14 protein-coding genes are annotated in these 13,094 nt (G+C 40.6%); 1 reads left to right on the plus strand and 13 read right to left on the minus strand.

Going from position 1 to position 13,094, the window contains the following annotated elements; all coding sequences use genetic code 11:
• Positions 1-17 precede the first annotated feature (17 nt).
• From ypeB to AMR95_RS07265, 12 genes are all read right to left on the minus strand, one after another.
• On the minus strand, positions 18-1,367 hold the full coding sequence (gene ypeB, locus AMR95_RS07210) for a germination protein YpeB (RefSeq protein ID WP_058837964.1): 1,350 nt from the start codon (positions 1,365-1,367) through the stop codon (positions 18-20).
• Between the two features lie 16 nt (positions 1,368-1,383).
• Positions 1,384-2,292 (minus strand): spore cortex-lytic enzyme, encoded by a 909-nt coding sequence (sleB, locus tag AMR95_RS07215; protein WP_058837965.1) that lies wholly within the window; start codon positions 2,290-2,292, stop codon positions 1,384-1,386.
• Between the two features lie 134 nt (positions 2,293-2,426).
• Positions 2,427-3,083, minus strand: coding sequence for a glutamic-type intramembrane protease PrsW (gene prsW, locus AMR95_RS07220; protein WP_024422824.1), 657 nt, complete (start codon positions 3,081-3,083; stop codon positions 2,427-2,429).
• 156 nt (positions 3,084-3,239) lie between these two features.
• Positions 3,240-4,211: a YpdA family putative bacillithiol disulfide reductase gene (locus AMR95_RS07225; RefSeq protein ID WP_039179598.1), complete on the minus strand. Its 972-nt coding sequence runs from the start codon at positions 4,209-4,211 to the stop codon at positions 3,240-3,242.
• Positions 4,212-4,335: 124 nt separating this feature from the next.
• On the minus strand, positions 4,336-5,610 hold the full coding sequence (locus AMR95_RS07230; RefSeq protein WP_007500982.1) for a Glu/Leu/Phe/Val family dehydrogenase: 1,275 nt from the start codon (positions 5,608-5,610) through the stop codon (positions 4,336-4,338).
• Positions 5,611-5,806: 196 nt separating this feature from the next.
• The gene (locus AMR95_RS07235) at positions 5,807-6,385 is read right to left on the minus strand and encodes a genetic competence negative regulator (RefSeq protein ID WP_058837966.1); all 579 of its coding nucleotides are present in this window, start codon (positions 6,383-6,385) and stop codon (positions 5,807-5,809) included.
• 165 nt (positions 6,386-6,550) lie between these two features.
• The gene (locus AMR95_RS07240) at positions 6,551-7,339 is read right to left on the minus strand and encodes a metallophosphoesterase (protein ID WP_058837967.1); all 789 of its coding nucleotides are present in this window, start codon (positions 7,337-7,339) and stop codon (positions 6,551-6,553) included.
• A gap of 87 nt (positions 7,340-7,426) precedes the next feature.
• On the minus strand, positions 7,427-7,882 hold the full coding sequence (locus AMR95_RS07245; protein WP_039179604.1) for a DUF2663 family protein: 456 nt from the start codon (positions 7,880-7,882) through the stop codon (positions 7,427-7,429).
• A gap of 64 nt (positions 7,883-7,946) precedes the next feature.
• The gene (locus AMR95_RS07250; protein ID WP_039179605.1) at positions 7,947-8,732 is read right to left on the minus strand and encodes a LysM peptidoglycan-binding domain-containing protein; all 786 of its coding nucleotides are present in this window, start codon (positions 8,730-8,732) and stop codon (positions 7,947-7,949) included.
• The gene (locus AMR95_RS07255; protein ID WP_039179606.1) at positions 8,677-9,318 is read right to left on the minus strand and encodes a CPBP family intramembrane glutamic endopeptidase; all 642 of its coding nucleotides are present in this window, start codon (positions 9,316-9,318) and stop codon (positions 8,677-8,679) included. Before AMR95_RS07255 ends, AMR95_RS07250 begins: the two co-directional genes overlap by 56 nt.
• Complete coding sequence (locus AMR95_RS07260; protein ID WP_058837968.1) at positions 9,315-10,823, minus strand: RecQ family ATP-dependent DNA helicase; 1,509 nt, start codon at positions 10,821-10,823, stop codon at positions 9,315-9,317. Before AMR95_RS07260 ends, AMR95_RS07255 begins: the two co-directional genes overlap by 4 nt.
• Positions 10,816-11,868 carry a helix-turn-helix domain-containing protein gene (locus tag AMR95_RS07265; RefSeq protein ID WP_058837969.1) on the minus strand — a complete coding sequence of 351 codons (1,053 nt, stop codon included), beginning with the start codon at positions 11,866-11,868 and terminating at the stop codon, positions 10,816-10,818. The genes AMR95_RS07260 and AMR95_RS07265 overlap by 8 nt, the downstream gene beginning before the upstream one ends.
• 267 nt (positions 11,869-12,135) lie before the next feature.
• On the opposite strand from AMR95_RS07265, the gene AMR95_RS07270 reads away from it, so the two are divergent.
• The gene (locus AMR95_RS07270) at positions 12,136-12,384 is read left to right on the plus strand and encodes a ferredoxin (protein ID WP_003215700.1); all 249 of its coding nucleotides are present in this window, start codon (positions 12,136-12,138) and stop codon (positions 12,382-12,384) included.
• A gap of 34 nt (positions 12,385-12,418) precedes the next feature.
• Here the strand turns inward: AMR95_RS07270 and AMR95_RS07275 are convergent, their stop codons facing one another.
• Positions 12,419-13,000 (minus strand): ECF transporter S component, encoded by a 582-nt coding sequence (locus AMR95_RS07275; RefSeq protein ID WP_081258390.1) that lies wholly within the window; start codon positions 12,998-13,000, stop codon positions 12,419-12,421.
• Positions 13,001-13,094 lie beyond the last annotated feature (94 nt).

The following is a 13,094-nucleotide window of genomic DNA, read 5'->3' on the forward strand; positions in this document are numbered from 1 at the left end:
TTTCCTCGCTTCCTTTTCTATAGGTCTTTATATATAGGTTCTGCGTTTTTCAGTTTATCTATCCGTTCTTCTTTTCCAGTATCTGCATTAATGAACATGCGGTACGTATCGTTTTTTATCGTTCCGAGGAACTCATAGCACAGAACTTCCTCTGACATATCATTTTGCACAATCGCCAAATGAGTATCTTCGATCTTTACATGCTGATTCAATGTTTTCTGTGCTTCTTTTTGAGAGATTTTCGGTGCTTTGATGTCTCGAGTTTTATGATTCGTTAAGTAGTCCTTCGCTGAAAACCCAACAACCTCGCCATCATCCAATGCGACTTTCATGCGTATACTATCTGGATAAAGCAATACATTTTTTTGAAGAGGCACATAGGTAAATACACCGATATTATCAAATTGTGCACTTTCATCTAAATGGAACGATTCTGTGTCAAATCCGTGCTTCTTTAAAAAGCTGAGTGCTTTTTCTGATGCAGCATTCAAACTGATTTTTTGTTTTTTCACGTCACGATTCTGAAGAAGGTAGACTGGGTGCCCTCCTTTTTCAGTTAAGTCTAAATAAAAGTTAGCATGGCTGTCTGGATCAGACATCGATAAGCTATACACGTCACGATTGGTTTTGCTGCCGCTTTTTCTCACTTTAAAATGTTGATTATGGTCAGGTGTGAATTGCTGTGCAATGCGGATCGCTTCTTTTTTTGAAATCTTATCGCCTTTTAGATGATTGTAGCCTTGTGTTTCTTTTTCTGTCGACACATTTGTAGGCCCAAGATCGACATCTGCAAACGCATCTGCATTTCTCTCGACTGTTTTCAGCCCGTCAATGATGGTGTTGTCGTTCTTTCGATCGCCGTCAGCCAGCGCCATTTCAACATCCATCCATTTTAAGTTTTTATTAAGGACGAGGTGCTGCACTTGTCTAAGTTCGTTTTGGATATCTGATGCTTGATTATAAAGGGCTGTAATGGTTTTGTGTGTATCTTTATTTAATGGTTCGTCTGATAAAGTTTTGACTGATGATTTGTAGCTAAAGTCTCCGACATTCGCCAGGAATTCTTCCGTTTTATTAAAAGGCATCAATGTGAGCGGGAGCTGGCTGACATTGTTATGCGCTTCTGATGACATTCTCCATACATCTGCAAGTGCTGGTGAGATGGATGTTTGGCTGTTCATCGCAAGTGTTGCGCCCAGTTTGTCATGCAGCTGATCCACCTGATACGTTAAATCGTGGAAGGCTCTTTGGTAATTGTTCTCAGCATGAAGCAGCACGGCGTCTTTTTCTTGATGTTCTTTATAGCCCCAGTAACCTGTTGAGATGACAGCAATTCCTAAAATAGCAATCAATATTCCTCTGATCATTTATTTACACCTCTTTTTATTCGCAGAATATATGTTTCCCGATTCGTTTAATTTGTGGTCTTCCCCAAATCCATGGACTTGTTGCTGTATCAGGATTAAAGTAATAAATGGCGCTCTCAGATGGGTCCCAGCCATTGATTGCATCAAACACAGCCTTTTTTGCCGTTTCATCTGGCGTCATATAAAATTGCCCATCTGCAACTGCGGTAAATGCTAGCGGTTCAAAAATGACCCCTGCGATCGTATTTGGAAAGGTCGGATTGTTCAAACGGTTTAAGATGACGGCCGCGATGGCCACCTGTCCTTCATACGGCTCACCTCTTGCTTCACTGTAAACAGCTTGTGACAAGAGCTGAATGTCATTACTAGAAAATCCACCAGGCATGTTGGCTGCTGTTTGTTTCGGTGTTTGATTCCCCTGCTGGCTGCCTGACTGATTGCCAGACTTCCCAGATGATCCACTTTGACTTTTTTGATTTTCTTTTGTACCTTGGGCTGTCTTCTTTTGCGAGCTTCTTTTCGGAGCCTTTGTTTGCTGATCAAGAGGCTTTCCGCCATAATGGGTAAACTGGTTCCCTTGCTGCAGCTGCTTTTGAACAAATTCTTTGTAGTATTTCGTCTTTTGAACCAATAAGCTTTTTGTTTTCTCGCCTACAAGTCCATCGACCTTCTTGATGCCAAATTGGCTTTGAAAGTTACGAACGGCCCAGTACGTCCCCCAGCCATAGACGCCATCAATTTTGCCATTGTAAAAACCATTGTATTGGAGCCGCGCTTGCAGTTCGACTACATCTTCTCCTGTTGCGCCCCGCTGGATGACTTGGCTGGTGAAGGCTTCACTTTTACTCTCTGTCAAAAGTGAAGACGCAAGAAGAACGATTGAGAAGATAAGAACGATTTGTTTTATGAAACGAGCTTTATCCATATTTGATCCTCCTGTACTTTTGATGTTTGAATATATGTTTCTTCCGATCCCTATTTTTATACATTCAACACAGGAGAGAATTGGATGGAAAAGACAAAAAAACGCCCTATCAACAAATAGGACGTTTTCAAAAATTAAATTTGCACCATTTTTACCGCACGGGCTTTTTTTGCTTTCCTTAAACCAAACCACCATAAAAAAATCATGAACGGCACCATGATATATCCCCAGTTTTTCATCCCTAATAGAATGAAATCATACAGGCCGTGAAACAGCACAGGGAGCGTTAAAGAAAGGATCAGCCATTTGCGCTGTTCTTTTTTATCAGAGAAGCGGGCTTTTCCGATATAAAATCCCATCACAACACCAAATAATGCGTGACTTGATACAGGTAATAAAGCACGGGTAAACGCATATTCGACCCCATGACCGACTAAGTAAAGAATATTTTCAAGTGTTGCAAAACCAAGTGAGACACTCGTTCCATACACAATCCCGTCATAATGTTCGTCAAACTGAGCATGCGCATAAACGCTGACCATTAAAATAAACCATTTTAATGATTCCTCTAAAAAGCCCGACGTCACAAATGAAATCAAGATAGGGTTTGTTGCGATATTTTCCTCTTGAAGGACATATTGAATAAACATGGTTGGAAACACAAGTATGACACCTAGCATAAAAGATCTGATGACCATATGAACCGGCTCATTGTCGTACTGATCTTTCAAATAAAAATAACTTAAAAGTGCGATGCCGGGAGCTAAACCTGCTGAGATGATTGCGATCATAACCAGACCTCTTTCCCTACATTATCCTTCATTATCGTACCATGATTTACCCTTTTTTTATATGACTCGGGCCCATTTTTCTAAAAATAACTTTCTATATAATCCCAATTTATATAAAAAAGAACCGAACCCCTTTTGAAGGATCCAGTTCTTTTTTTATCCGTTGATTCTTTTGTTGATTTCTTCTGCAATGAGTCCGCCATGAAATCTTCCATTTTCGATGAAAATTTCATTTGCATTATTTCCAGCAGCAATGACTCCTGCAATGAAAATACCTTCAACATTCGTTTCCATCGTTTGTTCATCAAATGCTGGACGGCCTGATTCTTGATCTATCGTGACACCCATTTTTTCTAAGAAAGAATGATCTGGATGATAACCAGTCATGGCAAATACATAGTCACTTTTCACTCGATCCGTTTGATTTTGCTGGTTTGTAAAGATCACATCTTCTTCTGTGATTTCTTTCACCTGCGCGCCAAACTCCATGCGAATCGTTCCATTACGGACAAGCGCTTCAAACTCTGGTAAAATCCAAGGTTTGATGCTGGATGAATATTCTGTTCCTCTATAAAGCACAGTGACTCTGCTTCCGCATTTCACAAGTTCTAGTGCAGCATCCACGCTGGAGTTCTTCCCGCCGATCACCGTCACATCTTTATCAAAATATGGATGTCCTTCTTTAAAGTAGTGATACACGTGGGGAAGGTCTTCTCCTTTGACGTTCATATAGTTTGGATGATCATAGTAGCCAGTCGCAATGACGACGTAATCACATGAATAGTCGTCTTTTGATGTACTCACTGTAAAACGGCCATCTTGTTTCGTCACGGCGTTCACTTTTTCAAAAGCATGCACACGCAGGTTTTTTCGTCTGACGACCTCTCGGTAATAGGAAAGTGCCTGAATACGAACGGGCTTACGATTTTCAGTAATAAAAGCGACATCACCGATTTCAAGCTTTTCACTTGTACTAAAAAAGGTTTGATGTGTTGGGTAATGATAAATACTGTTCACGACATTCCCCTTTTCAATCACAAGTGCATCAATCCCAATTTGCTTGAATGCGATGGCAGCTGATAGCCCGCATGGGCCGCCTCCTATTATGATCGCTTTTTCTTGTTTCATTTGTTCCACTCCTGTCATTTCACTGCAATAACAACTGCTGGGCTGTTTGATTCTTTGTTCCATTCCATAAAAAAATCTCCTATTTAAGGATAGGAGATTTTAAGGCGCGATGCAAATCAGCCGCTTAAATCCAGCCTCTGAATCGAGAAGCTTCAGCCATTTTACGTACACCGACCATATATGCAGCAAGACGCATATCAATCCGGCGGTTTTGCGCCATTTCATAAATATTATTAAATGATTTCACCATCATATCTTCTAAACGAGTTTCAACTTCTTCTTCAGTCCAGTAGAACCCTTGGTTATTCTGAACCCATTCAAAGTAAGAAACAGTTACACCACCCGCACTCGCAAGTACGTCTGGAACAAGTAGTACACCACGATCTGAAAGAATTTTGGTTCCTTCCAGTGTCGTTGGACCATTTGCTGCTTCAACGACAATTTTGGCTTTAATGTTTGCCGCATTATCTTCTGTGATTTGGTTTTCAATGGCTGCAGGTACTAGGATATCACAATCTAGCTCAAGCAGCTCTTGGTTTGTAATTGTATCGTTAAATAATTTAGTGACGGTTCCAAAGCTGTCACGTCGGTCAAGCAAGTAGTCAATATCTAGACCATCTTCATCGTATAATCCGCCGTACGCATCTGAAATCCCTACGATTTTCGCTCCAGCATCATACATGAATTTAGCTAAGTAGCTTCCTGCATTTCCGAATCCCTGTACGACAACACGAGCCCCGTTAATGTCAATTCCTTTTTTCTTCGCCGCTTCTTTGATGCAGATCGTCACACCTTTTGCTGTTGCAGTATCACGTCCGTGTGATCCTCCAAGAACAATTGGTTTTCCTGTAATAAATCCTGGCGAGTTAAACTCATCAATTCTAGAATATTCATCCATCATCCATGCCATAATTTGAGAGTTCGTAAACACGTCTGGTGCTGGAACATCTTTTGTTGGTCCAACAATTTGACTGATGGCACGAACATAGCCGCGGCTAAGTTTTTCAAGCTCTCTGAATGACATTTCTCTTGGATCACAGATAATACCGCCTTTTCCTCCGCCATAAGGAAGATCCACAATTCCACATTTTAAACTCATCCAAATTGAAAGCGCTTTTACTTCTTTTTCCGTAACGTTCGGGTGGAAACGAATTCCGCCTTTTGTTGGACCGACAGCATCATTGTGCTGTGCGCGGTAACCAGTGAAGATTTTCACAGATCCATCATCCATACGTACTGGAATTTTGACCGTTAATAGACGAATTGGCTCCTTCAGCAATTCATACACTTCCTGCGGATACCCTAATTTGTCTAGCGCTTTATGTATGACGGTTTGAGTTGACTTTAAAACATCTAGCTTATCTTCTGCGTTATGAGCGGCGTTTTGATCGGCTGCCATTAAAATAAACCCCCTAGAAATCTTTCATGATCTACTGCTCCCTTTCAAGCAATAGTATACACCTTCGTACTGGTAAAGCAAAGGTAAAAAGCGTTTTTTATCAAAATAAAATATCAGCGTTTATAAATATAAAAAAGGATATAAAAAAATACTGTTGTTTCATCACAACAGTATTAAATATAATAGAAAAAAGTGATTAAAAATACATTTGAATCGTTTTCACAGCATCTTCTTGCATGATCACTTTTCCATACTCTTTTAGCCGGTGAATGGTGAGTGTCGTAGGTGAACCAAACTCTGCTAAAATTGAAATGACTGTATCAGCAGATAGTTCTCCAACATCATCTAGGCTGAGATAATATTGACCTTCATAATGGTAAACTGTACCCCCTAAAAGTCCAATACGACTTAAACTATGGGACAGTTGAATCACATCTTCAAACGAGGCAAATTGATAGAGCACATGCTTGCTCTCGTCGAGCTTGACTTGCATCTCAATGTAATCTTCATCAAACTCATCATCAGCATCTTCCAGCTGACTCTTTGTGACAATGACGACCATCCCCTGCGCCTGAAGAGAAAATACTTCAACAGCAATCGGTCCATTCGCTTCAAAACCGAGCTCCTGATTCGCCTCGTTCATCATGTCTTTAAACAGTTGATGGACTTTGAACGAATCTTTCCAAAGGTCTTCTTTCGTAAGACCTCGGTCTGTCAGGTCATCTAGTGTGAGAAAAATTTTGATTTTATTATAATTCAGACGCTCCAGTCGCATAACGTTCCCTCCTGCCTCTTCTAAACACACATCATACTGTAGTATATGAGATGATGAGTCATAGGTTCTTAATTTTGTATTCAGTTTACACTGTGTCAAGACGGAAGACAAGCATGAAGCTATGCTTACGGTGACTTTTATGGAAAATATTGAGGGTTCCGCAAGTTAACGCGTTTTTAGAGGCATTAAATAGATCAGATGGGTTTCTGGTTCTGCTCCGAGACGCAAGGGAATTTTTGTTGTACCGTAGCCATTACTAATGAGAAAGAACGCACCTTTGACCTGGCCTGTTCTTCCTTTTTCATACGGTCCAAATTTCCCAATTCGGATCTGTCCCCCATGCGTATGACCGCTTAGGACAAGATCGATTCCCTCTTCTTCACTCATCAAATGATGTACATCTGGATTGTGTGATAAGAGAATATTGACATCTTCTTTCACAAACTCTGGCCGTATCGCTTCATAATCTGCTTTTTCAAGCCGAATATCATCAATTCCTCCGATTTTAATTCGCTGGCCTTCGAAATTCCATACAGCCGTTTCATTTTGCAAAGTCGTGACATCGTATGCATGAAGAATCTCTTTCAACCTTTGCTGGTGCAGCTCATGATCATTATTTCCCCAAACAAAATAAACCGGCGCAATTCTTGATAAACGTTTCACATTTTCTTCAATCCTTGCGTAGGGCACACCTTTTTCTGCTAAATCTCCGCCAATCATAATCACATCTGGCTCTTCCTGTCTGATTTCTGCTAATAAAGTGTCACTTATGAGACGTCTGTGTGTATCAGAAATAAAGAAAATGACAGCAGGCCGGTCTGATTGAAGTGCTTCTATTGTAAAGTAATGCTTTTTGATGTTGTTTTGTTTTGCCGTTTTCACCATTTTTGCCGTTACACACACACCTGTTGTAACAGCCGCAATGGCGGCAGTAAATCCGATGGCATATTTCATCACAAATGGCTCCCTTACATATCTTTCTTTCATAAGACGCTTGAATGAAAAAAGACGTTTCAACTGTTAAACGTCTTTTTTTCTCATTTATTTACTTTCATAATAGAGATTAATGTCATATTGCTTCTGCATATAGTGAAAAACCGCCTCGCGCTCTTTCCACTGATTTGATTGCGGCCATAAGTCTGTGCTCTTTTGTATAATTTCACATCGAAGCCGATGATATTCATCTTCAGCCTTTTCTTCTTTTTTCTTATAGTAATAAGAGGCATAAAAAGCAAAGACCTCAGCCATGATCCAAAACAGAAATACTTCATGACCAAGCAGTGTGGCAATCATGGCTTCCGGCTGAAGCGAGCCGCCTCCCGCATCTGCCGTGATCACAAAATAAAACAAAAGAATGGCCAGCGATAGAAGGGCTGTCCATTGCCACCTTTTGCACTGCTTGGCAAAACCCTCATATTTATGCTTTCTTTTGATCAATGTTTCCATCATCTTCTGTGTTGGCTGATCCATATATCGGCTGATTGCGTGCAATGTCATCACATACACCCTGTCCCTTTTTTCTACATATGTATGTGCGTGCTTCTTCATTCATGTCAGGTGATTAGTTTTCTAGTGGAATATTCAGCACTTGACCACTGTACACGCTGTTACCTTTCAAATGATTATAGGCTCTAATCTTCTCTTCACCCGAACGGTTTTTGTAATACTTCATTGAAATTCGATACAGGTTTTCCTCTGGACCAACAGTGTGCTGCACGACACGAACTGGCTTTTCTTCCTGCTTCTTTTTCTCTTCAGCTTCTTTTCGTTTTTTCTCTTCCTGTTGCTTTTGCAGGGCTAGCTGCTGCTGTTCACGCTTTTTGGCAGCTTCAGCTCGCTCCCGCTCTTTTTCTTTCGCTGCTTGTTCACGCTCTTCTTTCTCTTTAGCAGCTTTTTCTTTTTTCTTCTGTTCAGCTTTTTCTTTCGATCGCTGTTTTTCTTCATCTTTCTTTTGCTTCTCATCATCAGACGCATCTGCTTTATCAGCGCTTGAGTCATTTTTCGTTTCGGCAAGTGCTGACGGGACTGGGTCTGTGTCAGCACTTGATGTAGAATCAATATTATATACATCTTGATTATTATTATGGTTAATTTCCTTTGACGTGTAGTAGATCAAAAGGAAGAACACCGTGACGACGATAATAGGAAAGATAATAGCCAGTGTTGTAAACAATGGATTGCGAACCTTTTTCGTGCGCTGCTTTTTATATTCATGAAAATCTTCTCGTGTAGGAAAGTGAGAGTCATCTGAAGGCTGTACTTCTTCTTCAAAAATCTTCTCAACATCATCGTCATGGATGTTTGTCAGCTGCTCCTTCTTTCTCTTCATTCTCGACATTTCTTCCATGTTCATCCCTCCCCCTATATTTCAAACGAATTTGACAAGCAAAGACTAAGTCAATGACAAAATGGGTCATGACAGGAACAAATAAATTCCCCGTCCACTCGTATAAAAGTCCTAAAAAAATACTAATGGAAACCACAAGGATAAACAAGAGTATTTTTGATAAGTAGCGAAAGTGAAGGAGCGCAAACACGATACTAGCAATCTCCAATCCAAATTGCTGCTGGACGATCCCTCGGAATAGAATTTCCTCTGAAAAGGCGATGAGCAGTGTTAACCAAACAATATGCGGGATGCTGCGGTTTTTGAACATTTTTTCATTTAATCCGCCATCATCATACATATGAGCAGGAAACACCTTCATGACAATTGCATCAACAATGATTACAAGCACAGCGCCGCCAATTCCATAAGTCAGTATCCGCACATCATGGATCTCCCACAGGGATGTGAAATCTGTCCAATGATCGAACATAAATATCCCTAGTAAAAAAGAAATAACCAGCATCAGCAGCTGCGTAAAATACAGCTGTTCTACGACTTGTCGATCGGTTAATTTTTCAATGATTCGGCGATGTTGTTCGATCAATGCTGCGCCTCTTTTGTCAGATGAAACATACGATCCAGCACGGTCTTCCAGTGTTTCATTTCATTCAGCTCCAATGGTTGTTCTTTTTTTTCATAATGAGACAGGTCAAGTCCGCAAGAAGAGCAGCAATTGCCAGAGGATGCGGCCTCCGTTTGATCAAGCTGTTCGTAAAAGTATGATAACAGAGATTGTCTAAAGCAGCTATGATCTGTGATCCGCTCCTTAAATTGCCACACTTTTCTCAATTTTTCTGTTTGTCTGTCCTGCAATTTCTCTTTCAGTTTCATCAGGAGCACACGCGGCTGTTCAGACTGATACATCCTGTAATAGTGGATCAGCATTCTTGCCCGTGTCTCCTGAAGCCCTGATTCCATCAATTGTTCACGTAATTTTTTTTCATCATTTGTCTGCGTTTGTGTCAGTCTAGCTAAGAAAAAATCAATTTCTGGATCATCAAAGCCCTCGGCTTGTATTAAATGCTGTTGAATGTCCGCATCCTCTTCTGTATATAAAAGAATGCTCACACTGTTTTTCCCGTCCCGTCCTGCTCTTCCAATTTCCTGCATAAATGCTTCAATTGACTGCGGCGGGCTCATATGAATAACAAATCGTATATCTGCTTTATCAATTCCCATTCCAAAAGCACTTGTACAACAAATGAGATCAAGCTGTCCGCTGATAAATTGCTGCTGAATCAGCATGCGGTCTCCTGCATCCATTCCGCCATGGTAATACTCTACACGCTGATGGGTTTTTTGTTTCATAAAAAGCGCCATATCTTCTGTCATTTGCCGGGTCGGGCAATAAATCAGACCGGGGCCTTGCAGGAATTCCACAAGCTCAATAGCCCGTTTTTCTTTTGCTTCTTTCGTTTCGTGCGCTTCTTTAACTAAAGCGATGTTTGGCCGGTTGACAGAATGAATATGAAAATCCGGATGCTGCAATCTTAACGTTTGCACGGTATCTTTAAGTGTTTGTTTTGTTGCAGTTGCCGTCAGTGCTAAGGCGACAGGATGACCTAACGCTTCTCTCCATTCTCCCAGCTTTGAATATTCCGGACGGAAATCATGCCCCCATTCGGATATACAATGGGCTTCATCGACGACGAACAGACCAATATGCATCGATTTGAGCTGTTCTAGCAGCACCTCTGACATTAATGCCTCAGGCGCGACAAATAAAAACTTATATGATGGCAAATGCCGAATGATATGCCGTCTCTCCTGAAAAGACAATGTGCTGTTCAGCGCCGCCACTCGTTTTTCTCCGCGCATTTTCATTCGTTCGACTTGATCCTCCATAAGCGATAACAGCGGCGAAATAATGAGAACTAACCCATCTGACATATAGCCGGGAATTTGATAGCAGATGGATTTCCCGCCGCCAGTAGGCAGCATGGCAACCGTATCTTTTTGATTCAGTACACTTTGAATAATGTCCTCTTGACCTGTTTTAAATGAATCGTAACCAAAATATCGCATGAGCGTCTGATGAAGCTTATCCATTTGCTTTCACCATCCTTGTCAGAGCCAATCGTATTTGAAAATAAGTAAATGAATGTTCGAGTTTTTCCTTAATCAGCTTCATTTTATTTGTTTGAAGCTCTCTGGCTACTGCATGAATGGCCTGCTGCTCTTCTTCGCTCACATACGACTCTATTGAGAAGCTCGGTTCATGTATGGAAAGCTCGACAATATGGTCTTCGATCGTTGCCTTTTTTAATGAACGAATATGCGCAATCTGATCAATATCAAAGCCTTTTTGCACAAGTTCGAGCGTTTTGTGAGTAGAGGTTGTTAGCACGCGTTTGAATTCAAGGTCACCTACGAGCTTTTGCATGAGCTGCGTCTCACCTTTTTGGGCAGCATGAATAAAATAATGGAGGACATTCCAAAAAAGCAGGTACACATACCACACATCTTCTTTTAGCCACTCTGCCATTTGCTGATACGTACGCCCGATTCTTTCATTTGACGTCAATGAATAAACAAAAATCAGCGCCTCTTGATTACTTATACGGCTAAGGAGCGTTTCTAGTTCATGATGCAGCTCTTCTGAAAGTTTATTCTTCTCGTGATGCTGTTTTAAGAAGGATTTCGTCCAGCTTTGTACGGATACATCTCTTTGTATTGGGACATATTGATACGATCCAGCCATATGGTGAGAAAGCACTTGCACAAGTAACGAGAGCCTCATCCATAGCACCTTTGCTTTATCATGATATTTTGCACCATGAAAATAAACGGGCATCGGTTTTTCTAAAAAGTACTGGTTTAGCATACGCTGTCCTGCATCTGTAACAGTGAATGTCTCCCCCGTTTTTTTGATGTAGTGCTCTTCGTCAAGTTTTATAGTAGAGCGATTCAGCTGCTCCCTCGTAAACCCCGGGTAACAGCCGAAGTACTTTGAAAGCTGAAATAAACTGGCATCCTGTATGGTTTGTGATGATTTTTTTCCTTTAAAAAGATGGTAGACAGCACTTATGGAGCGTTCGCCGTTCAATTTATATACGCTGTCCATTAACATGACATCCAAATAATGAAGAGTCATTCGTCAAAGCACCTGTCTTCCTGACAAAATTCGAATATTTTCTCCCTTTATTTTAACAGATTTCATAGAAGAAGAAATGTTTAAACTCAATTTGTGGGGGAAAGTTATGAACAAACCCTTATGTGATAAGCATTCTCAATCACTTTACAGTTGAAATGTGAAATTAAAATCATTACAATAAGGTTTGAGGAAATTGTTTTTTATCGGTGAAACTAAAAAGGTTAGACCATTTGTTCCATCGAACAATCTGGGAGGTATTTTTTTAACATGGCAAAATATACAATTGTAGACAAAGACACATGTATTGCTTGCGGCGCATGCGGTGCAGCTGCTCCAGACATTTATGATTATGATGATGAAGGCATTGCATTTGTTACGCTTGATGACAACCAAGGAACTGTAGAAGTTCCAGAAGTACTCGAAGAAGATATGCTTGATGCATTTGAAGGATGTCCAACGGATTCAATCAAAGTTGCGGACGAATCTTTCGAGGGTGACCCACTTAAGCATGAATAGTATAAAAGCCCCTTATGCAGGGGCTTTTTTTATATTAACTATTTTGAAGTCGGCGTTTATTTTCAAACCATGGACGCATTTTCACAAAAATGAGGCTAAACACGATGGTAAGGATGATGCCTTTAATAAAGTTAAATGGTAAGATCCCTGCTGTAATGGTCGTCTTGAGCGCATGATCGGATAGTTCTGGCGCGTTTAAGAACCATGTGTAAGCTGGCAGGAATAAGAAGTAATTTAAAATGCTCATCATCACAGTCATAAGCAATGTACCCGCGATCATAGACCATGCCATCCCTTTTGCTGATTTTATTTTTTTGAACATAAAGGCGACTGGCAAGATAAATAATGTGCCTGCAATGAAGTTCGCGACTTGCCCAACTGGAACGCCGGACATACTGCCTTGAATGAGGTAATGCAGTACATTTTTTAATGCCTCAACAGCAATACCTGCACCCGGTCCATAAATTAAAATTGCAATAATCGCCGGGATATCACTGAAATCAATTTTCAAATACGCTGGAAGACCCGGGAAAGGGAAATCCAATAAAATTAATACAAACGAAATACTGCTGAGCATACTGGTAACGACTAAACGCTTTACTTTACTTTGATTCAATATTCTCTCTCCTTTTCGATCAAATCTTTCGAAAAGAGGATTGTTCCATTTTAGCCACAAAAAAACCGCCCTTGAAAACAGGAGCGGGGAAATT

The sequence above is a fragment of the Bacillus sp. G1(2015b) genome (assembly GCF_001482475.1).
Classification (GTDB): domain Bacteria; phylum Bacillota; class Bacilli; order Bacillales; family Bacillaceae; genus Bacillus; species Bacillus safensis.